The 20,486-nt window shown below is 70.8% G+C and carries 22 protein-coding genes and 1 other RNA gene; 8 read left to right on the forward strand and 15 right to left on the reverse strand.

The window, feature by feature from the left end; genetic code table 11:
• Positions 1-65 precede the first annotated feature (65 nt).
• The 3 genes from ACZ6QQ_RS17350 to ACZ6QQ_RS17360 form a co-directional block, all read right to left on the reverse strand.
• A complete protein-coding gene (locus ACZ6QQ_RS17350) occupies positions 66-1,556 on the reverse strand; it encodes an RNB domain-containing ribonuclease (protein WP_465877340.1) in 1,491 nt (496 codons plus the stop codon).
• A 56-nt stretch (positions 1,557-1,612) separates the two neighbouring features.
• On the reverse strand, positions 1,613-2,422 hold the full coding sequence (locus ACZ6QQ_RS17355; protein ID WP_465877341.1) for a histone: 810 nt from the start codon (positions 2,420-2,422) through the stop codon (positions 1,613-1,615).
• Positions 2,423-2,509: 87 nt separating this feature from the next.
• Entirely contained in the window at positions 2,510-2,713 is a 204-nt protein-coding gene (locus ACZ6QQ_RS17360) for a hypothetical protein (RefSeq protein WP_363592098.1), read from the reverse strand.
• A 458-nt stretch (positions 2,714-3,171) separates the two neighbouring features.
• Here ACZ6QQ_RS17360 and ACZ6QQ_RS17365 point away from each other — a divergent pair, with 458 nt between their 5' ends.
• From ACZ6QQ_RS17365 to ACZ6QQ_RS17375, 3 genes are all read left to right on the forward strand, one after another.
• A complete protein-coding gene (locus tag ACZ6QQ_RS17365) occupies positions 3,172-3,390 on the forward strand; it encodes a hypothetical protein (protein ID WP_465877342.1) in 219 nt (72 codons plus the stop codon).
• Between the two features lie 186 nt (positions 3,391-3,576).
• Positions 3,577-4,614, forward strand: coding sequence for an iron-containing redox enzyme family protein (locus ACZ6QQ_RS17370; protein ID WP_465877343.1), 1,038 nt, complete (start codon positions 3,577-3,579; stop codon positions 4,612-4,614).
• Positions 4,611-5,636: a glycosyltransferase family 2 protein gene (locus tag ACZ6QQ_RS17375; RefSeq protein WP_465877345.1), complete on the forward strand. Its 1,026-nt coding sequence runs from the start codon at positions 4,611-4,613 to the stop codon at positions 5,634-5,636. The genes ACZ6QQ_RS17370 and ACZ6QQ_RS17375 overlap by 4 nt, the downstream gene beginning before the upstream one ends.
• A 53-nt stretch (positions 5,637-5,689) precedes the next feature.
• On the opposite strand, the gene ACZ6QQ_RS17380 is transcribed toward ACZ6QQ_RS17375, so the two are convergent.
• Entirely contained in the window at positions 5,690-5,944 is a 255-nt protein-coding gene (locus tag ACZ6QQ_RS17380) for a CDGSH iron-sulfur domain-containing protein (protein WP_465877347.1), read from the reverse strand.
• A gap of 148 nt (positions 5,945-6,092) precedes the next feature.
• Between ACZ6QQ_RS17380 and ACZ6QQ_RS17385 the strand changes: the two genes are divergently transcribed.
• Complete coding sequence (locus ACZ6QQ_RS17385; RefSeq protein ID WP_465877349.1) at positions 6,093-6,527, forward strand: DUF6789 family protein; 435 nt, start codon at positions 6,093-6,095, stop codon at positions 6,525-6,527.
• 106 nt (positions 6,528-6,633) lie between these two features.
• Positions 6,634-7,293, forward strand: a complete 660-nt coding sequence (locus ACZ6QQ_RS17390) for a DUF6766 family protein (RefSeq protein WP_465877350.1) — start codon at positions 6,634-6,636, stop codon at positions 7,291-7,293.
• A 10-nt stretch (positions 7,294-7,303) separates the two neighbouring features.
• Here ACZ6QQ_RS17390 and ACZ6QQ_RS17395 read toward each other — a convergent pair whose 3' ends face one another.
• From ACZ6QQ_RS17395 to ACZ6QQ_RS17410, 4 genes are all read right to left on the reverse strand, one after another.
• A complete protein-coding gene (locus ACZ6QQ_RS17395) occupies positions 7,304-7,984 on the reverse strand; it encodes a DUF3618 domain-containing protein (RefSeq protein ID WP_465877352.1) in 681 nt (226 codons plus the stop codon).
• Positions 7,985-7,989: 5 nt separating this feature from the next.
• Positions 7,990-8,439 (reverse strand): phage holin family protein, encoded by a 450-nt coding sequence (locus ACZ6QQ_RS17400; protein ID WP_465877354.1) that lies wholly within the window; start codon positions 8,437-8,439, stop codon positions 7,990-7,992.
• Positions 8,436-9,176, reverse strand: a complete 741-nt coding sequence (locus ACZ6QQ_RS17405; protein ID WP_465877356.1) for a hypothetical protein — start codon at positions 9,174-9,176, stop codon at positions 8,436-8,438. Before ACZ6QQ_RS17405 ends, ACZ6QQ_RS17400 begins: the two co-directional genes overlap by 4 nt.
• A 169-nt stretch (positions 9,177-9,345) precedes the next feature.
• Positions 9,346-10,065 carry a TetR/AcrR family transcriptional regulator gene (locus ACZ6QQ_RS17410; RefSeq protein ID WP_465877357.1) on the reverse strand — a complete coding sequence of 240 codons (720 nt, stop codon included), beginning with the start codon at positions 10,063-10,065 and terminating at the stop codon, positions 9,346-9,348.
• A 414-nt stretch (positions 10,066-10,479) separates the two neighbouring features.
• Here ACZ6QQ_RS17410 and ACZ6QQ_RS17415 point away from each other — a divergent pair, with 414 nt between their 5' ends.
• A complete protein-coding gene (locus ACZ6QQ_RS17415) occupies positions 10,480-10,830 on the forward strand; it encodes a PPOX class F420-dependent oxidoreductase (protein ID WP_465877359.1) in 351 nt (116 codons plus the stop codon).
• Between the two features lie 80 nt (positions 10,831-10,910).
• Here the strand turns inward: ACZ6QQ_RS17415 and ACZ6QQ_RS17420 are convergent, their stop codons facing one another.
• Both ACZ6QQ_RS17420 and rnpB read right to left on the reverse strand, forming a co-directional pair.
• Positions 10,911-11,153 carry a hypothetical protein gene (locus ACZ6QQ_RS17420; RefSeq protein WP_465877360.1) on the reverse strand — a complete coding sequence of 81 codons (243 nt, stop codon included), beginning with the start codon at positions 11,151-11,153 and terminating at the stop codon, positions 10,911-10,913.
• A 234-nt stretch (positions 11,154-11,387) separates the two neighbouring features.
• Positions 11,388-11,828, reverse strand: an RNA gene (gene rnpB, locus ACZ6QQ_RS17425) — RNase P RNA component class A.
• 92 nt (positions 11,829-11,920) lie between these two features.
• Here rnpB and ACZ6QQ_RS17430 point away from each other — a divergent pair.
• Positions 11,921-12,667: a sulfite exporter TauE/SafE family protein gene (locus tag ACZ6QQ_RS17430; RefSeq protein ID WP_465877362.1), complete on the forward strand. Its 747-nt coding sequence runs from the start codon at positions 11,921-11,923 to the stop codon at positions 12,665-12,667.
• Positions 12,668-12,724: 57 nt separating this feature from the next.
• On the opposite strand, the gene ACZ6QQ_RS17435 is transcribed toward ACZ6QQ_RS17430, so the two are convergent.
• The 5 genes from ACZ6QQ_RS17435 to ACZ6QQ_RS17455 form a co-directional block, all read right to left on the reverse strand.
• A complete protein-coding gene (locus tag ACZ6QQ_RS17435; RefSeq protein ID WP_465877363.1) occupies positions 12,725-13,432 on the reverse strand; it encodes a hypothetical protein in 708 nt (235 codons plus the stop codon).
• Positions 13,433-13,478: 46 nt separating this feature from the next.
• Entirely contained in the window at positions 13,479-15,758 is a 2,280-nt protein-coding gene (locus ACZ6QQ_RS17440; RefSeq protein ID WP_465877364.1) for a tetratricopeptide repeat protein, read from the reverse strand.
• A gap of 216 nt (positions 15,759-15,974) precedes the next feature.
• Complete coding sequence (gene mctP, locus ACZ6QQ_RS17445; protein WP_465877366.1) at positions 15,975-17,633, reverse strand: monocarboxylate uptake permease MctP; 1,659 nt, start codon at positions 17,631-17,633, stop codon at positions 15,975-15,977.
• 6 nt (positions 17,634-17,639) lie between these two features.
• Complete coding sequence (locus tag ACZ6QQ_RS17450; RefSeq protein WP_465877556.1) at positions 17,640-17,846, reverse strand: DUF3311 domain-containing protein; 207 nt, start codon at positions 17,844-17,846, stop codon at positions 17,640-17,642.
• Between the two features lie 330 nt (positions 17,847-18,176).
• A complete protein-coding gene (locus ACZ6QQ_RS17455; protein WP_465877367.1) occupies positions 18,177-19,505 on the reverse strand; it encodes a glycoside hydrolase family 18 protein in 1,329 nt (442 codons plus the stop codon).
• Between the two features lie 101 nt (positions 19,506-19,606).
• On the opposite strand from ACZ6QQ_RS17455, the gene ACZ6QQ_RS17460 reads away from it, so the two are divergent.
• The gene (locus ACZ6QQ_RS17460; protein WP_465877369.1) at positions 19,607-20,479 is read left to right on the forward strand and encodes an alpha/beta fold hydrolase; all 873 of its coding nucleotides are present in this window, start codon (positions 19,607-19,609) and stop codon (positions 20,477-20,479) included.
• The last annotated feature ends 7 nt before the right edge of the window (positions 20,480-20,486 follow it).

Genomic DNA, 20,486 nt, shown 5'->3' on the forward strand with positions numbered 1-20,486 from the left:
TCCTGCCAAACGATCGGCATCCACCGGTCGGCCTGGTCGACAGCCGGTCGACCGGGCCCGGTCGGTCAGTCCAGGGCGAAGAGGACCTTGCGGGTCACCGGGTCGGCGGTGACCAGGCGTACCCGTACCCGTTCGCCGAGCGGCAGGTCGCCCTCGCAGCGGGCCCGTACCGGTGGCTCGTCGAGCGCGACGGTCCCACCCGGCCGCCGCGCCGACCGCCCCGACTGCCGGCTCGCGGGAACAGCGGCGGGAGCGGGAGAAGCAGGAGGCGTCGGGCCGGCGGTCGCCGGTGGGCGGTCGACGTCGAGCACCGCCGCCTCGAAGGTCTCCCCCACCCGGTGTTCGAGCAGCACCGCCTCGGTCAGTTCGACCGCCGCACGGGTCGCGGCCGAGGCCGCCCTGTCCGTGCCGGCCATCACCGCCGGCAGCTTCGGCAACGCCGTACGGGCCCACTGCGGCACCGCCGTGCCGGCGTGCAGGGCCAGGCACACCTCGGTCGCGTAGCGGTCGGCGAGCCGGCGCAGCGGCGCGGTCACGTGCGCGTACGCCGCACCCACCGCACCGTGGCGGGGATCGGCGGGCGGTTCCCCGTCGAAGGCGGTGTACCCGGCACCGCGCATCAGCTCGGCGGCGTGGTCGAGGAACGCGGCGGCTCTCGGCTGCGCCGGGTCGATGGTGGCGAGCACCTGCCCGACGCTCGCGCCGTCCGGCCAGTCGATGCCGAGCACGCCCGCGGCCGTACGCAGTCGGGCCACCGCCTCCGGCTTCGGTGTCGGCATCGTGCGCAGCAGTCCGATCCCACCGGCGAGCATCAGGTCGGCGGCGGCCATCCCGGTCAGCAGGGAGATCTGGGCGTTGTAGTCCTCCATCGGCGCCGGTGCCCGGAGCACCAGCCGCCAGCCGCCGTCGTCCGGTTCGACGTCCTGCTCCGGCAACGGCAGGTTGATCGCACCCCGGTCCAGCCCACGGGCGATCAGCAGCTTGCCGAGTTCGGGCAGGAGGGCGATCGGTTCGGCCAGCCGACCGGCGTCCGCGTCGGCCTGCACACCGAGGTAGTCGAGCTTGGCGCGGCTGCGCACCCGTGCGCGTTCCAATCCGACCGCGACGGTCTCGCCGTCGGCGGCCAGGTCGATGGTCCAGACGACCGCCGCCCGGTCGACGTCGGGCAGCAGGCTCGCCGCGCCCTCGCTGAGGGTCGACGGGTACAGCGGGATGTTGCCGTCGGGCAGGTAGATCGTCTGCCCGCGCCGCCAGGTCTCCGCCTCCAGTTCACCGCCGGGGCGGACGTGGGCGGCCACGTCGGCGATCGCGTACCGCACGCGGTAGCCGCCGCCGGGGCGCCGGGCCAGGCACATCGCCTGGTCCAGGTCGCGTGAGCCGGCCGGGTCGATGGTGACGAACGGGATGTCGGTCCGGTCGACGGCCGGCGCCGCCGGGGCGGCCGCCGACTCGTCGGCCTCGCGTTGCGCCGCGACCGGGAACCGCGTGGGCAGTTCCAGTTCGCGGCGCAACGCGCTGAAGTCGATGCGGGGCGCCACTACGCGTCTGATCACCACGGGTCATTCTTATCAGCGCGACGCGAGGACATGCCGGAGCGCCCGGCACCGGTTTCTCAGCCGGCCGCCTTGCGTACGGTCGCCCGGGTCGACTTCTTCGCCGGCGCCTGCCGAGCGGCGACCTTCTTCGCCGGCGCCTTGCGCGCGGTGATCTTCTTCGCGGGCGTACGCGTGGCGGTCGCCGTACGCGTGCCCGTCGCCTTGGCGGGGGCCTTCTTGGCCGCGCCAACAGTGGTCTTGCGGGCGCCGGTGGCCGCGCGCGAGGTGGTCGACTTCGCGGTGGTGGCCTTCTTGGCCGGTGCCTTCTTCGCGGTGGCGCGGGTGCCCGGTGCGGTCGACCGGGTCGCGGTGGCCTTCTTCGCCGGAGCCTTCTTCGCCGTGGACTTCGCTCCCACGGTCTTCTTCAGCGCGGACTTCGCCGCCGTCGAACGGGTCGCCGTCGAACGGGTCGCGGTGGACTTTGCCGGCGTGGACTTGGCCGGTGTCGCCCGCTTCGCGGGTGCCTTCTTCGCCGCGGTCTTCTTCACCGCACCGGCGGCCCGGGTCGCTGCCGTGGTCGCCTTCTTCCGGGCGGTGGCCGCCTTCGACGCCACGGTCTTCTTCGCCGTCGTCGCCTTCGCGGTGGCCTTCTTCGCCGGCGCCCTCTTGGCCGGCGCCTTCTTCGCCGTCGCGGGTCGGGTCGCGGTCGCCCGGGTGGCCGCGGTGCGGGTCCCGGTCGCGCGGGCCGGCGACGTCTTCTTGGCCACGCCGGTGCTCTTGCGCGCGGCCGTGGTCTTCTTCGCGCCGGTGGTGCTACGGGCCGACGTGGTCTTCGCGCCGGTACGTTTGGCAGCCGGGCGGCTGGTGGCCTTTACTGCTTCGGCCATCTGGGTCCTCCTTGCGGGACATGCTCTCGGGGGTCTCCGGGTGGAGACCGCGGAGTCCTTCGACGACGCGGGCTCTGCGCCGCGCCGCTACCTCTCCTCCCCGGCCCAACGGGCATCCTCGGCGTCCCACTCCTCGTTGCGTTGCCGGACCTTCTCCAGCGCGTGCTCCGCGTCGTGTGCCGAGGCGTACGGACCGAGGACGTAGCGCGCCGCACACACGTCGGCATCCGTCTCGACCCGGTGGTGTCGGAGGCACCAGTAGTACCGCTCACCACTTCCGCTGTCGCTCATGTGATAACTGTGCACCGCAAAGTAACTGGAGCGCTACCTTTTCAGACAAAAAGTCGGACTCTTCTCCACAGTAGATAACTTCCGTTTCCGCAGGTGAGGAATCCACCGACTCGACCGTTATCCGGGAAATGCTTGCTATTAAAGGCAATCGCGCGATGTCCGCCCCCGGAGCAGGCACCCTCGACCCATCCGGGCCCGGAAAAAAAATATCCGCCACCGGTACGCCCACAGCCGCCCCGCGCCACTCGTGCGCCGCCCCGACGACCCGCGACACCCATGGTCGGACCTGTCGGTAGCCCGCGGACATGGGGTACCGGTCGGTGGCGGTGATCGGCGGCTCGGGGTTGCTCGACCGGTCGGTGCGCGGCGAGGTGGATCCGGACGACCGGTGAGCGGTGGCCGGCGGATCGGCTGGTCGGCTGATGGCCGAGGTGATCGCACGGTCACATCATCGGATCATGTCTCGCTACGAGTACGCCGAAATTGTCGCTCAATGCGTGCTTCACGGTCCGGCGGTGGTGCGGGAGTGGGTGGACTCGAACGGTCAGACGCACCCGCTCGGCGGGATCCATCCGGTCGCCCTGCTCACCGCCTGGTCGAGCGAGGGTTGGGACCTGGTCACCGCCACCACCTACGGCAACCTGCGCGTCTACACCGTGCGCCGTCCCGTCGGCTGAACACCGCGCCGCCCGTCGCGGGTTTGACCCGGTAGCCGACGGGAACCACCGGCTTTTGCCGCCGTGGCGGACCGGGGCCGTGGCGGACCGGGGCCGTGGCGGACCGGGGCCGTGGCGGACCGGGGTGGTGCCGCCGCGGCGCGCCGTCGTCGTAGGGGGTCGGGTGTCCGGACGGGGCGGGAACGGATGAGACTGCCGACGGGTCGGGGACCGGCGTCGGCGACGCTGGTCGAGGCACTCTCCGGCATCGCGGGCGGGTTACCCGACGACGCCGACCGCTGGTGGCCGACCGGCTCCGCCCCCGACACCGCCCCCGACACCGGCCTCGATCCGGTCCGGGACGAGGACCTGCAACTGTTCCTCTACGTCTGTTACGAGCTGCACTACCGGGGTTTCGACGGCGTCGACGAGCGGTGGGAGTGGGACCCGGCGCTGCTCTCCGTACGGGCGGCGGCGGAACGCCGGTTCGAGACGGCGCTGCACCGCGCGGTCGGACCGCTACCGGCGATCGCGCCGGATGCCGTACCCGATGCCCTGACCGCGCTGGTCGCGGCCGACGACGGCCCGTCGCTCGCCGCCGCGTTGCACCGGGAGGCCGACCTCGCGCGGTTCCGTGAGTTCGTCACCCAACGCTCGGTCTACCACCTCAAGGAGGCCGACCCGCACACCTGGGGCATCCCCCGGCTCGGGGGTCCGGCCAAGGCCGCCCTGGTCGAGATCCAGATGGACGAGTACGGCCGGGGCCAACTGCCCCGGATGCACGCCGAGCTCTTCCGCGACACCATGGACTGGCTCGGGCTCGACACCGGCTACGGCGCGTACGTCGACGCGGTGCCGGCGGTGACCCTGGCCGCCAACAATCTCATCTCCCTGTTCGGCCTGCACCGGCGCTGGCGGGGCGCGCTGCTCGGCCACCTCGCCGCGTTCGAGATGACCTCCTCGCTGCCGAACCGCCGCTACGGCGACGTCCTGCGGCGGCTCGGCGGCACGCCCACCGCCACCCGCTTCTACGACGAGCACGTCGAGGCCGACGCGGTGCACGAGCAGATCGCCGCGTACGACCTGTGCGGGTCGTTCGCGCTCACCGAACCGGCGCGCTCCGGTGACGTGCTCTTCGGTGCCGCCTGCTGCCTCGCCCTCGACCGACTCGTCGCCGAACACGTGCTGGACTGCTGGGCGGCCGACCGTTCCTCGTTGCGGCTGCCGCTGGCGGCGGGCCATTGACCGCCACCCGTCCCACCGTCGGTCCGACCGTCACCCGGCGGCTGCCGGTGGAGTACGTCCTGCCGCTGCGCTGGACCGACGACGATGGCGATGGCGGTGGCGGTGGCGGTGGCGGCGCGGAGCTGACCGGCTACCTGCGCTGGTTGTCCGAACGGGTGTCGGTGACCGTCGTCGACGGCTCGCCGCCGGAACTGTTCGGCCGGCACGCCGACCGCTGGTCCGCCCTGGTGCGCCACCTCGCCCCGGACCCGGCGCTGCGCTACCGCAACGGCAAGGTCAACGGTGTGCTGACCGGGATCCGGCTGGCCCGGCACGAGCGGGTGGTGCTCGCCGACGACGACGTCCGCTACGACGACAGCGCGCTGCGCGAGGTGTTCCGGCTGCTCGCCTACGCCGACCTGGTACGCCCGCAGAACTACTTCGACCCGCTGCCCTGGCACGCCTGCTGGGACACCGGCCGTACGCTGCTCAACCGCGCGGTCGGCGACGACTACCCGGGCACCTTCGGCCTGCGCCGGTCGACCGTGCTGGCGATGGGCGGCTACGACGGGGACGTGCTGTTCGAGAACCTCGAACTGCTCCGGACCGTACGCGGGTTCGGTGGTGTCGAGGCGTGCCCGGCGGGCCTGTACGTCCGTCGCCTGCCGCCGACCGCGCGCCGGTTCTGGTCCCAGCGGGTACGCCAGGCCTACGACGACCTGGCGATGCCGCCCCGGATGATGCTGTTCCTGTCCGTACTGCCGGCGTCGGTGACGCTGACGCTGGTCCGGCTCCACCGGTGGGTGTTGCCGGCCGCGGTCGCGGGTGTGGTGGCGGTCGCCGAACTGGGCCGCCGCAGGGCCGGTGGCCGGGCCGTCTTCCCGGTCCGCGCGTCCCTGCTCGCGCCGCTCTGGGTGCTGGAACGCGCGATGTGCAGTTGGGCGGCACTGGCCCTGCGTCTCGGTCGGGGCGGCATCCCGTACGCGGGTCGCCGGATCCGGATCGCGGCGCACAGCCAACGATGGTTACGCACCGCCCACTGAGTCACGTTCTGTCCCGGCAGCGGGCACGCTCTGTTTCGTCATCGGGCTCTGTTTCATTCATCGGGCTCTGCTTCGGCGGCGGGGCGGGGGTCGGGGTCGGCGCCGGCCCGGAAGCGGATCGCCTTGTGCGTGCCGTCGCAGAACGGTTTGATCGACGACTTGCCGCACCGGCAGAGCGCGATCGTGTCCCGGCCCGGGTCGACCGTCTCGCCCGCCGCCGTACGCAGGGTGAACTCGCCCCGGAGCAGCAGCGGACCGTTCTCGTAGACGGTCACGGTGGCGGCGCGGTCGGCCCGTTCGTCCGGCATGGCGCCTGCCTGCCCGATGCCCGCCCCGCGAAACCCCCGACGCGTCAGCGGCGGCGGTTTCGACCCGTGCTGGACGGGTAGCACCGGCCGGGAGCGGACGGTTCCCGCGAGAGGGGGAACCGTGGGCGGCAGGCGACAGGTTCGGCAGGTGGCGGACACCACGGTACGGGCGGCGGCTCGGGGTGCGATCGCCGCGATGGCGATGTCCGGCGTACGGCAGGCCACCACCTCGCTCGGGCTGGTCGAGCAGACCCCGCCGGAGGAGCTGCTCAAGCACGCCACGCCCGCGCTTTTCTCCCGGATACCGGTGAACCGGCGACCGGCGGTGGTGGAGTTCATCCACTGGAGTGTCGGTGCGGTCGGAGGCGCCTTCTTCGGCCTGCTGCCCCGACCGGTACGACGCCGGGCGTGGGTCGGACCGGCGTACGGGTTCGCCTTCTGGACCGTGTTCGAGACGCTCGGCGCACCGAAGCTCGGCATCGGCCGCAGGCCGCAGCGGCTCGGCGAAATGCTGGCCCTCCTCGCCGACCACACCCTGTACGGCGTGGTCGTCGGTTCCTCCCCCTGGCCGAACGCCGACTGACTCCGGCCGGCCCCTTCGTACGACTCGCCGACGCCACGCTGAGCTGCGCGTTTCCATTCCCTCCCGGTTGGGCAGGAAGGTCGGCGTTCAGCGGAAGGAGCCGGAGATGAAACGCTGGCTGCGGAGCAACGCGCTCTCGGTGACGATGTTCGGAGCCTTTTTCCTCTTTCTGGTCCTCCAGAGCGTCTTCGGGTGGCAGACCCGGAACGAGGAGCTGACCCAGTACGGTCTCGCCCCCGAGGGCTACCTCACCTATCTCGGTACGGGACACTTCGCCGAGGCGGTGTTCGAGAACTGGGAGTCGGAGTTCCTCCAGATGGGCGGTTACGTGCTGCTGACCGCGTACCTGGTGCAGCGCGGCTCGTCGGAGTCGAAGCCCGAGCAGAACTCGGACCGACCGGACGACCGGGCCGACCACGCCAGGCCCGACTCGCCGTGGCCGGTGCACGTACGCGGGGTGGCGCTGGTCGTCTACCGCAACAGCCTCTCGATCGCCCTGCTGCTGCTCTTCGCCGGCTCGTTCGTCGGACACCTGCTCGGCGGCACCGCCGAGTACAACGAGCAGCAGGCGATGCAGAGCGGCGCGGACCCGATCGGCGTCTGGCAGTTCGCACAGACCAGCGACTTCTGGTTCCAGTCGATGCAGAACTGGCAGAGCGAGTTCCTCGCCGTCGGGGCGCTGGTGGTGCTCAGCATCTTCCTGCGGCAGCACGGGTCACCGGAGTCGAAGCCGGTGACCGCCCCGCACGCGACCACCGGCAACTAGCCCCGACGGCTCACCGCTGCCGTACGTCCTGCACGGTCTGCTGGGCCTGTCCACGCAGGTTCTGCCCGCTCGACTGGGCCTGGTCACGCAGGTTCCCGGCGCTCTGGCCGGCCTTGGACTTCACCGACTCGGCGGCCTGCTGCGCCGGCCCGCGCAGGTTGTCCTGGGCCTGCCGGGCCATCCCGGTGGCCTGCTGCTTGAGGTCGCCGGAATGTGCCGAGGCCCGGTCGCGCAGTTGGCCCGCCATCCGACGCTCCCGATCGCTCGGCGGCAACAGCGCCGAGGCGAGGACGCCGAGGCCGAAGGCGACCAGGCCGGCGGCGAGCGGGTGGCCCTGCGTCTGCTGCTGGGCGCTCTGGCCCATCCCGTGCATCCGGTCGCTGGCCATGTGCCCCATGTCCTGCATCCGGGCACTGGTCGCGTGGCCCATCTCCTGCGCCCGGCCGCTGACGTTGGACGAGGTTTCCGACAGGCGGGACTGGGAGGTGTCGACCGCGTGCACGGACGCGTCGCGCGCGTGCGAAGCCGTACCCATGACGTTCTCCTTGACCTTCTGCCAGGTGCCCCGGGCCCGGTCGACCTGCTGCCGGGCCTGGTGGCGCGGGTTCACCTTGTCACCGAGGGCGTCCACATGGCGGCCCAGGTCGTCCTGCGTGTTCTCGATGTTGGCTCGAATCTGATCCGGATCCATGCTGCTCACTGGTGTCCCCCCGTTCGATGGTCTCCCTGGCCCCTGACCGCCTCCGGTATCCGCCGGACCGTTCCCTGGGTCTGCGGCAGGGCCTTCAGGCCGCGCATCCGCTGCCGGGCGGCGCCGACCAGGACGGCCGCGATCACCGCCCAGACCGCCGCGACGATCAGCGCCGACCAGCCCTGGTCGATGACGTTCGACAGCCCCCACCACATGGCGTACGACAGGAACAGCAACACCATGAACCCGCCGAGAGCGGCGCCGCCGAACATGCCCGCGACCTTGGCCGCGGTACGTATCTCAGCCCGCGCCTCCGCCTTCGCCAGCTGGATCTCCTGACGAACCAGCGTCGAGGTGTCCCGGGTGATCGCCCCGAGCAGGTCGCCGATCGACGCCTTCCCCGGATCGCGTTCCCGCTCCTGGGCGGCTCTCGGGCCGCCGGCCGCGCTGCTCACAGCCGTGCTCCGCCGGGTCGCGAGTCTGCGGCCGGTACCCCCGGATCCGCCTCCTCGTCGACGTTCCCCTTACCGGTGGCGCCGAACGACGCGCCGGGCGCGGTCGAGTCGGTCGGCCGGAACGGCGGCATCGCACCGGGCTGGCCCTGCCGACGCCCGTCACCGCGATGCCCGTCGCCGTGCTGGCCGTCGCCGTGCTGGCCGTCGCCGTGGTGGCCGTCGCCGTGCTGGGGCATGCCGCCGCTGTCCTGCTGCATCGCTCTCATGCTTCGGCCCAGCCGGCCGGCGAGGACTCCGGCAACGGCCGCGCCGGCCAGGAAGATGCCGGGATTGCGCCGGGCGTAGTCGCGTACCTCGTTGACCACCGTGCCCGGTTCCCGCTGGTCGAGCCATTGCGCGGCCTGGTGTGCCCGGTCGGCGGCGTGCCGTACGAGGTCGGTGGCGACGCCCTGCTGCTCGGTCCGCTCGGACATCGTCTGGAGTTCGTCGCCGAGGGCCCGCAGGCTGTCGGCCGCCCGGTGCTGCTGCTCGCTGGCCTGCTGCTTGAGCTGGTTGGATGCCTGCCCCATCAGCTCCCGCGCCTGCCTGCTGGCCTCGTTTGCCACGTCCCGGCCCTGGTCGACGGCGCTGTGCGCCAGCTGACCACCCGCCTGTGAAACCTGCTGGCCGGTTTGCGCGGCGCCCTGCTTGGCAGCCTGCGCCTTCGCCCCCCGACCATCGCCCGCGTTCTGCGCCATGACCGACCCCCAACAGTGCCGTCACCGGCTCGACGGATCCGCCGAGTCGGTCACGGCTACCCGCCCTTCCAACGGTTATGCCCGAGCCCGCCGCCGTTGTCCGCACGGCCGCAGTCGTTGTCCAGGGGCCTTCGCCTCCGGTCGCATTGCAGCTGCCGGGCCGAGATGGTCAGCTTCCGATGCGGGTGAGCAGTTCGCGCATCAGGGTCAGTTCGCCGGGGGTGAGGCCGGCGGCGTCCAGGTCGAGCGCGGCGAGCAGGGCGATCGCCGCCGTCGTACGTGACCCGGCGGCGCCTCCGGTCTCCCCGTGCGGTGGCGTGATCAGGATCGCGCCGAGAATCGCGTCCCGGACCCGGTTGGAAAGCCGCAGGTCACGGTCGTCATCGGGGCGGGTGATCAGGCTGAGCGTGACGCCGACGTTCGCGGCCAGGATCTGTGCCGCCGCGTCGGCCGGCGGCACCCGGAGCAGTCCGCGTCGGGCCGCGTCCTCCAGCAGCCCGAGCAGCATGTCGGTGGCCGGACCGGTGATCGCGCACGGCCGCCCCGGTACGACGTCCCCGTAGAGCAGGGCGTAGAAGTTCGGGTGTTCCAGGCCGAAGGCGACGTGCTTGTCCCACCCGTCACGCAGGTCCCGTACCGGGTGGTCGGAGAGTTCGGGTGACTCGGTGGGTGCGACATACTGGGTGAAACCATGGTGGATCACCGCATTGACCAGCCCTTGTTTGCTGCCGAAGTGGTGGTAGAGCGTCGGTGCGGTCACCCCGGCCAGCTCGCAGATCGCCCGGGTGGAGAAGGACTGGTCGTCGTCCCCCATCAGCTGCGCGGCGGCCAGCAGCAGCCGGTCCCGGGCCGGGGCGGCCTCGCTGAGCGGCGTCACCTCGGGCTGCACGGCGCTACATTACCCGGCGTAGCGGCATTGGAACCGTTTGGAGCGCGGCCGGAGCCGGTTGATGGGATCGTGTGACGAGGAACCACGGTCGGGGAAAGGTGTAAGCCGGATGTTCGTCTTCTTCTCCAACCGGCTCGGCTGCCTCGGCTCGATCCTGCTCTCGCTGGCGCTGACCGCCCTGCTCATCCTGGTGGCCACGCTCATCTGGTGAGCCCGCTTCGAGGCTGCGGCGATCGAGCGGATGTTCGAGCTGCTGGACGAGTTCCTGTCGATCAGAGAACAGCGCGACGGTTTGACCGGCATCTTCGCCCGCTATCTCGAATGGCAGGAAGCTACCGAATCCGGGAAGGGGTCGGTCGATCCCCGGGTTGCCCACCGAGGAGGGGGCAATCGATCAAACTGGAGGGTGACGCCGTGCCGGTCGAATTCAACGAGGAGACACGCGAACTGCTGGACGGGCGCAACTTCGCCACGGTGGCCACCCTGAACCCGGACGGCGGGCCGCAGACCTCGGTGGTCTGGATCGACCGCGACGGCGACACGGTGTTGTTCTCCACCACCGCCGGACGGCAGAAGGCGCGCAACCTTGCCCGTGACCCACGGATCAGCCTGACGGTCTTCGACTCGGCGAACCCGTACCGGTCGGTGGAGGTTCGTGGCACGGCCGAGCTGATCGAGACCCGGAGAAGGCATTGCCACATAAGGTCTCGCACAAGTATCTCGGCGTGGACCCGCTGGCCGAGTCGGCCGACGTACTCCGCCTGATCGTCCGGGTCACGCCACTGAAGGTGATCAACTTCTCCGTCTGAACCATCGGGGCCGGCACCGAGGTCGGCGGGCGTGGTTCAAGGTCGTACGGGCGGCGTGTCGCCGCGCTCCGTGGGGATCGTGGGATCGGCGTCCGGCTGCCGACCACGTACCGTCGCACGACGCCCGGCGAGAATGTTCACCAGGACGAGCGCGCCGCCGGCGGTGATCCCGATGAGAGCGGTGCCTTCCCAGTTCCGCCAGAGTGCGACACCCCAGACCAGCCAGCCGCCCCAGGCAGCAACGACGAACGTCCGCCACGCCAGGAGCCGCCAGGTCATATGGCGAGTCAAGCAGATGCCGGGAAGGGTGTCGATCGGCGCTCGCACGCCCAGCCGTACACATCGTCCGAGTTAGGAACGAAGAGGTCTACGAGGGCGGCCAACTGGGCCGTCACTGGGCTTCCCCGCCGTCGCCGGGCCGTGAGATGTAGACCAATGGTGGCCAATGACGACCGCAACGTCGGACGAAACCGCCGGTTAGCGACATGACGGATGCCCTGACATGATGGGCGACGGACGAGTCGACCTGTACGCCGGATTCTGTGCCCGGCGGCACCGTTGCCGGTACCACCGGCGGCGGCCATCCATCTCGGCCTGCCGTTGCCGGCAGGCTCCAGCGGCCTACCCGCAGACATCGGGCGGGCAGCCCTCAAGCGTCTGCGCGGGCCGTCACCTCGCGGTGATGGCCCTGTCTTGGCCTTGCTCCGGGCGGGGTTTACCTAGCCACCCCGGTCACCCGGGGTGCTGGTGGGCTCTTACCCCACCGTTTCACCCTTACCGGGCGTAATCCGCCGAGCTTAGCCAGCTCGGCGGGCACAACCCGGCGGTTTGTTTTCTGTGGCACTGTCCCGCGGGTCGCCCCGGGTTGCCGTTAACAACCACCCTGCCCTGTGGAGTCCGGACGTTCCTCGGCGACGGGTGTGACCCCGCCGACGCGACCGCCCGGTCAACTCGTCCGTCGCCCGGCAAGTCTACTTGTCGACAGCGTCACAACCCCGCCGGGCATGACGCGGTCCGTACCTGCACGATCGTTACTCTCGGCAGCGATGGATTTCCTCGACGCGGGTCTGCTCCTCGGCGCTGGGCTCGCCGCGGGCACCATCAACGCGGTTGCCGGTGGCGGGTCGCTGATCACCTTCCCGGCCCTGCTCGCGATCGGCATGCCGCCGATCCAGGCTAACGTGACCAATTCCGTGTCGGTTTGTCCGGGTTATTTGGCGGCGGTGGTCGGCAGCAAGGACGATCTGCCCAACTATCGCCGACTGCTGCCGCTGCTCCCGACTGCCGTACTCGGCGCCGCCGCCGGGGGTGTGCTGCTGCTGAACACCTCGGAGGGGGCTTTCAAGGTCGTCATCCCGATTCTGGTGCTCGGGGCGACGGCCGTACTCGCGTTCCAGGATCGGCTGCGCCGCCTGGTCGGGCATCCGGCGGACCTGGGCCCGCGCCGTCGTACCCTCACGCTCCAGGGCATGGTCGCGCTCGGTTCGGTGTACGGGGGTTACTTCGGTGCCGCGCTCGGCGTGATGCTGGTGGCCGGTCTCGCCCTGGTGCTGGACGAGACCCTGGCTCGGGTCAGCGCCCTCAAGAACGTGATCTCGGCGGTGGTCGGGCTGACCACGATCGCCATCTTCTCCGCGTTCGGGCCGGTCGACTGGGCCGCCGTCGCGATCATCGCGCCCGCCACCCTGGTCGGCGGTTACTTCGGCGCCCGGCTCGCCCGCCGACTCCCGCCGGCCGTGCTCAAGGTCGTGATCGTGGCCTTCGGTACGACCATCGGCCTGCTCCTGATCTGACGACCCACGTCCCACCGGGCTGCACGACCGCCTCGGTTCGGCGACGAGAACCAGTGCTCAGGTGAGCTTGGCGAGCGCTTCGGCTGCCACCGCACCGACGAACACCATCCCTGCCTCGGCGGTTCTCCGCGTCGTACCCCGAATCACCATCACCGACGACACCACCTGGCCCTTGGCAAGGTACGCCTCGCAGGCGAAGTAGTCTTCGCCGGCGGCCTGGTCGACGGCGTAGCAGAAGCCGAAACGAGCCTCCACACCCTGATACCGGGGCAGTTCCACCGGGCCGAGGATCTTCACCCGATCCTCCTCCGACGTGTACTCCACACAGCTTTCAGCCGCCGCCTTCACCTGGTCGATCACCTCAACGGCCGTGGTGGTGCCGTACGCGTGGGTGATGTTCCGCGCCCACATGCCATCACTGTCCCAGACCCGGAGATGACTGCGGTGCGCCCGATCCTTGTCTGCCGCGATGCTCTTGCCGCACACATCGGTGGTGCTGTAGATGTCCGGGTCGTCGGTTGACGGCGACTGTGCCCCGTCGACTATCACCAGGCCATCCGGGGCGATCAGCGCCTCGTCCGCCTGCTTCTGCATGTTCGAGGGGATCGGCCTCGGTGTGGGTGAAGCCGACGGTGTCACCGCGTCCGAGGGGCGACCGGACGCCGCCGACGTCTGCGGATCGGATCCGGCCGAGGCACAGCCTGCCAGCAGGAGCACCGCGAGCCCGATGATGACTGTCCCTGCCTGGACCCGACTCGTGTCCACCGATGTTCTCCTGCCGACCGAACCTGCGTGACGAGGCATCGTACGGTCAGGGCCGCGATCCCGACGCGGTCGCCCGCCATGTACGCAGTACCTCCGCCAACTGCACGGTCTGCGGGTGCTCTTCGCCGACGTACCGCCCGCTGTCGGCGACCAGCCGTTCGAGCGTGTCCATCGCCTCCTCGGTGCGTCCCGCCCGCCAGTAGAGGACGGCGAGGCCGCCCCTCGTGTCCGGCACGGTCGGGTGCAGTTCGCCGAAGACGCCCACGTTGTCGGCGACCACCCGTTCCAGGAGGGTGATCGCCTCGGCGAGCCGGCCGACGTCGGCGTACGAGGCGGCGAGGTTGCCGCGCGCGATCACGGTCTTCGGGTGCCGGTCGCCGAGCACCCGCTCGTTGTCGGCCAGCACCCGTACCTCGATCGGGATCGCCTCGGCCGCGCGGCCGGCGGCCCGGTACGTGGCGGCGAGGTGGGTGCGGACCGTCAACGTCTGCGGATGATCGTCGCCCTGGATCTCGGCACAGTCTGCGGCCACCCGTTCGGCGAGTTCGATCGCCTCGGCCGTACGCCCGGCGTCCCGGTAGGAGGCGGCCAGGTTCATCCGTGCGGTGAGGGTGTTCGGGTGCAGGTCGCCGAGGACTCGCGCGGCGTCGCCCACCACCTGTTCCTCGATCGTGATCGCCTCGGCGACGCGACCGGCCTGCCAGTACGACGCCGCCAGGTTGGTACGGGCGGTCAGGGTGTTCGGGTGCTGGTCACCGAGGTCTCGTGCCCGGTCGATGACCAGGCGCTCCTCGATGGTGATCGCCTCCGCGATGCGACCGGCGTTCCGGTACGCCTCGGCGAGACCGAGCCAGAGGGACGAGATACCCGGATGTCGCGGGCCGACCAGGCGCGCGGAGACCGCGATCAGATGTTTCCAGTAGCGCTCGGCGGCGTCGTTGAGGCCACTGGCGAGCAGGCTGTCGCCGAGCCGGAGCAGGACCACCGGCGGATCGGGATACCACAGGCCGCCGGTGGTGTGCTCGATCAGGGCGGTGGTGTTGGTGCGCAGTGCCGCGACGAGTTCCGCCTGGTCGGGGTGGGTGTCCGGGTCCGGCCACGCCTCCAGTAGCGCGTCCGCGACGGCCTGGATGGCGGCCTCCAGTTCGACCGGTGGGGTGGTCTCACGGACGGCCCGTGCGGTGAGCGCGTGGACGCGTACCGCCCGGGGGCCGGTTCGCGGGTCGTGGGCGAGCAGTCCGTAGCGGTGCAGCAGGCGCATCGCGGCCCGTGCCCGGCTGGCGGTGACTCCGCTCCCCGTCGGCGGGTTCTGCCTGCTCAGGTGGGCGACGACGGCGGGGTCGGTCCAGAGGGTGTCGGGGTGTCCGGCCGGGTCGAGCACGGCGGCGAGCCGGAGTGCGGGCAGCGCCAGGCCGACGGGTTCGCACGCCTGGGCGGCGTCGAGGGCGAGCAGCAGGGTGGTGGCGATCGACCGGCGCCAGCCCCTGGTGTCGGTGGCCGCCGGCAGCACCGAGTCGAGCCGCGACCGCCGGTCGCCGAACAGACCGAGGTACGCCGCACAGCCCACCGCCTCGTTGACCATGTACGCGGCGGCGTGGGACAAGGCCAGCGGCAGATGCCCCAGTGCTGCCGCGAGCGGGCCGGCGCCGGCGTCGAGCAGGTGCGGCGCTCCGGCCGTGGTGAGCCGTTCGGCGAGGTAGCCGGCGGAGTCGTGCTCGTCGTACACGTCGACGTCGACGACGGTCCGGCCGCTTTCGGAGAGGATCGCGTCCCGGCGGCGGGTGGTGGCGAGCACCCGACCGTTGCCGGTGTGACCGGCCGGCCACCATGGTTGCATCCGCTCCGGGTCGGTGATGTCGTCGAGGACGATCAGCCAGCTCCGTTCGGTGCCGGCCAGCCAGTCCAGCAGCGCCCGCGCCGCCGTGACGGCGTCGGAGCCGTTGCCACCGGGGGCCTGTACGCGGGCGGCGGTCTGCGCGTACGCGGCCACCACCGCGTCGGGTTCGCTGGCGTCGACCCAGAGCAGCAGATCGACGCCGTCACGGGCGGCTTCGGTGGCGTACGCGGCGGCGAGCTGTGACTTGCCGACCCCGCCCCCGCCGGTCAGCACCTGGGTCGACACGATCCCGGTTCGGCCCGTACGGCTGGTTTCGATGGTGGCCCGGAGCCCGGCGCGGTCCTGGTACGCCGACGCCAGCGCGGGTACGGCTCCCACCCGTTGCGGCCAGGCCAGCGGCGGCCCGGCCTGCACGTAGTAGTTGTTCTGCTGGGTGTTGACGCCACCCTGGTTGACCTGCACGCCCCGGCCACCGGAAGCATCAACCACGTCTCCACCATTTCCCGACCCTCAACCACCCACCAGCGCCCCACCCTCCCACCCTCCCCCACCCCAAACAACCCCCCACCCCGTTCCCGACACCGCCCTCACCGCCAACGTTGTTGACCATGAAGTTAGCGACAGTGTCGAACCCGATTCCTGTCGCTAACTTCATGATCAACGGGACGAGCGCGCGGGGGGAGCGGGGGTGGGGGTGGCGGGGGGTCAGGCTACGGGTTCGGTGGGGGTTTCGGTGGTGGGGTGGCGTTGGGTGGGGATGATGCGGGGGTCGTGTTCGTCGGCGAAGTAGTCGTCGCGACTGGTGCCGTCGGGGCCCTCGGTGATGCGCAGGGCGCGCAGGGCGAGGGTGAGGATGGTCGCGACCAGGAGGTTGACGGCGACGGCCACGAGTCCGACGTAGATGGTCTTCGGGGTGTCGAGGCCGAATTTTTCCAGCGCGAAGTTGGAGCCGCCGAAGTGGGCGCGGGTGCCGGCGGCGTTCGGGATCTGGTAGAGCATCCACATGCCCAAGGCCATGCCGGCGACCCAGCCGGCAATGAGGGCACCCCGGTGGAACCAGCGGGTGTAGAGGCCGAGCGCCACCGCCGGCAGCGTCTGGAGGATGATCACGCCACCGATGAGTTGCAGATCGATGGAGAACTGCGGGTCGAGGAAGACGATGCAGGCGACCGCGCCCACCTTCACCACCAGCGAGGCGATCTTCGAGACGTTCGCCTCCTGGGCCGGGGAGGCGTCCCGCTTCAGGTACTCCTTGTAGATGTTGCGGGTGAACAGGTTCGCGGCGGCGATCGACATGATGGCGGCGGGGACCAGGGCACCGATGCCGATGGCGGCGAACGCGATGCCGGCGAACCAGCTCGGGAACTGAGACTCGAAGAGCAACGGGACCACGGTGTTGTTGTCGACGGTGCCCTCGGTGGCGCCGGGCAGCGGCTGCACCCCGGCGGCGATGGCCATGTAGCCGAGCAGCGCGATCAGCCCGAGCAGCAGGCTGTAGGCGGGCAGCGCGGACATGTTCCGCTTGATCACGTCGCGGTTCTTGCTGGCCAGGATGCCGGTGATGCTGTGCGGGTAGAGGAAGAGCGCGAGTGCGGAGCCGAGCGCGAGGGTGACGTACTGGATCTGGTTGTTGGGGTTGAGCAGGGTGCCGTCACCGGCTGCGGCGCTCGCGTCGAACTTGGCGTCCGCCGCGTCGAAGATCTCCCCCCAACCCCCCAACTTGTACGGCAGGTAGATGATCGCCACCAGGATCACGATGTAGATGAGGGTGTCCTTGACGAAGGCGATCAGTGCCGGTGCGCGCAGTCCGGACTGGTAGGTGTAGGCGGCCAGGATGGCGAACGCGACGATGATCGGCAGGTGCCGGGCGATGGTGCTCTCCCCGGTCACGCCCATCGTCTTGAGCACCGCCTCGATGCCGACGAGTTGCAGCGCGATGTACGGCATGGTGGCGACGATGCCGGTGATCGCGACCAGCAGGGCGAGCAGTGGTGAGCCGAACCGGGTGCGGACGAAGTCGGCCGGGGTGACGAAGCCGTGCCGGTGCGACACCGACCAGAGCCGGACCACCACCAGGAAGATCAACGGATAGACGATGATCGTGTACGGCACCGCGAAGAAGCCGGCCGCGCCCGCCCCGAACAGCAGCGCCGGTACGGCGACGAAGGTGTACGCGGTGTAGAGGTCGCCGCCGACCAGGAACCAGGTGATCCAGCCGCCGAAGCTGCGCCCGCCCAGCCCCCATTCGTCCAGGTGCGCCATGTCCTTCGGTGCCCGCCACCGGGCGGCGACGAATCCCATGCCGCTGACCAGCAGGAACAGCAGGGTGAAGATGATGATCTCAGTGAGATGGTCGCGCCACATGTGGGCTCACCCCCGCCGCTTCGTGAGCTGGTAGACCACCGTCGTGGTCGTGACGCCGAGCAGGATGAAGGCCAGTTGCAGCCAGTAGAAGGCGGGGAAGCCGAACAGCCGGGGTGTGTCCCGGTTGAACAGTGGCGTCGCCAGCGGCACCAGGATCGGCAGGAAGAGCAGCCAGTTCCACGGGCTGCGGTCGCCGGCCTTCGACGCCACCACCGGCGCCGGGTCGGGGGCGGAACCGGGCGGGGTGCCGGTGCCGGCCTGATCCGGTGGGTCGGCCGTGCCGGGGTTGGCCGATTCTGCTTCGCTCATCGCACACCTCCGCCAGCGTTCTGATCTCGTACGCGGGCGGAGGTTATCGAGGCTGTGACCGCCGTCACGTACCGTCAGCGGTGGCGGTGCGCCGAACGGCGAGCGCGATGCGCCGAACGGCCGATACGGCGGCTGCCCCGCCGACCGGGTGGTCGACGGGGCAGCCGGTGTAACAGACGCAGGTGGCGACGCTTTCCCGGCCTCGGCGGGTCCGGGCGTTCAGAAGATCCCGGCTCAGAAGGTCCAGAGTCCGAGGGAGAGGGCCCGGGTCAGCGACGCGTTGTCGTCGTCACCGTCGAGCGACCAGATCATCGCCCCGCCCAGTCCCTCCTTGCGGATGTAGAGCGCCTTCTGGAGCAGCACCGCCGGGTCGTCGTATGTCCAGAGGGTGGTGCCGTCGAACAGCCAGGCGTGCCCGGCGCGCAGGTCGCGGTGCACGGTGAAGCCGTTGCCGGCCAGGTCCTTCAGCACCTTGTAGTCCTCGTACCCGGCCTCGAAGGTGGCCGGTGCGGGACCGGTGGCGGGGCCGAAGAGCCCGGTGCCGCCGCCGCTGATCCCGGTCCAACCCCGGCCGTAGTAGGGCACGCCGAGCACCAGCTTGCGGGCCGGCGCACCCCGGTCGATCCAGGTGTCGACGGCGACCTCGACGGAGAAGTCCGGGTTGTCCGGCGCACCCGCCGGCACCCGCAGCGCGGACTGCTGGTTGGCGCGGGCGTCCCAGCCACCGTGGAAGTCGTACCCCTGCACGGTCGCGAAGTCGAGGTACTTGAAGATCTTGTCGCCCTCGAAGCCGGCGTCGATGGTCGCCGGGGCGGCCGGCAGGAACGCGGTCAGCTCGAAGTGCTCCCGCTTCTTCTTGCCGTACGCGTCGAGCTGCTTGCGGAACTCGGCCAGCAGCTTGGTGAAGTTCTGCTTGTCGTCCGGTCGGATCACGTTGCCCGGCTCACCGGCCGAACCCGGCCACTCCCAGTCGAGGTCGATGCCGTCGAAGACTCCGGCCGCCGTGCCGGGGGCGGTGCCCGGCAGGTTCCCCTTGAGGTAGAGGTCGATGCAGGACGCGACGAACGCCTTGCGGGAGGCGTCGGTGGCGGCCGCGTTCGAGAAGTACGTCGACCAGCTCCAGCCGCCGAGCGAGATCAGCACCCGCAGGTCGCGGTGCTTCGCCTTGAGCTTGGCGAGCTGGTTGAAGTTGCCGTTCAGCGCCTGTCCGGGTGCGTCGGCGACCCCGTCCACGCTCTCTTCCGCCGGCACCGGCCGCTGGTAGTCGGCCCAGGCGTCGCCCTCGCCCGGCCCGCCGTCCACATAGCACCTGCCGTCCTCGGAGACGTTGCCGAAGGCGTAGTTGACGTGGGTGAGCCGGGCGGCGGCACCGGAGGTGTCGAGCTTCTTGACCGGGAAGGCCCGGCCGTAGATGCCCCACTGGGTGAAGTAGCCGACCTTGTAGTAGCCGTCCGGGCGCCGGTCGTTTCCGGTGGCGTTCGCGGCGGTCGGTGGGGCGGCGGTGAGCAGCAGGGACGCGGTGACGACCAGGACACCGAGTCGACGGGCGAGACGGTTATTCATCCACACTCCTTGAGGAGCCGTGATCTGTAAGGAAACCTTGCAGATCGATGATCTGCTGATCACCTGCTGCGGTCAAGGCCTGACTCTGGCATGCTGGTCGCGTGCCGAGGTTCCCCTCGTACGACGCGACCGAGTTGACCTTTCACGTGCACGGCGCCGGGCCACCGCTGGTCTGCCTACCGGGCGGCCCCGGACGCGCATCGTCCTATCTGGACGATCTCGGCGGGCTGACCGCGTACCGCACTCTGATCATGTTGGACCACCGGGGCACCGGCGAATCCGAGGTGCCGGCCGATCCGGCCAGCTACCGGGCCGACCGGCTGGTCGACGACGTCGAGGCGCTGCGCCGGCACCTCGGGCTGGACCGGATGACCCTGCTCGGTCACTCCGCCGGTGGCGACGTGGCCCAGCTCTACGCCGCCCGGTTCCCGGACCGGCTCGACCGGCTACTGCTGATCACCCCGGCGCTGCGGGCCACCGGCACCGAGCCGATCGGTGTGGACGACGCGCTGGACGCGCGGGCCGGCGAATGGTGGTACCGGGGCGCTCGGGCGGCCCGAGCCACCTGGCAGGAGGCGGTGGCCGGCGGGGCGAGCCTGGCCGACACCGCCGCGCTGCGGCTCGCCGCCGCCCCGTTCACCTACGGCCGCTGGGACGAACGTGCCCGCGCCCACCGCGAAGCCGACGCCTGGGAACGCTCGGACGCGGCCACCGAGGGCTTCCACGCCGGCTTCGCGCCCGACACCGAGGCGGTCCGGGCGGGGCTCGCCGCGCTCGACGTACCGGTGCTGGTGCTGGCCGGCGCACTCGACCCGATGCCGGCGCCGGCCGCCGCACGGGCGCTCGCCGACCTGTTCCCGTACGCCGAACTCGTCGTGCAGGACGGCGCCGGCCACTACCCCTGGGTCGACGACCCACACACCTTCGCCCAGCTCCTGCTCACCTTCCTCAGCCGCACCACGGTCCCCCGGTGACCGCCGG

Source organism: Micromonospora sp. NPDC049529 (assembly GCF_055586685.1).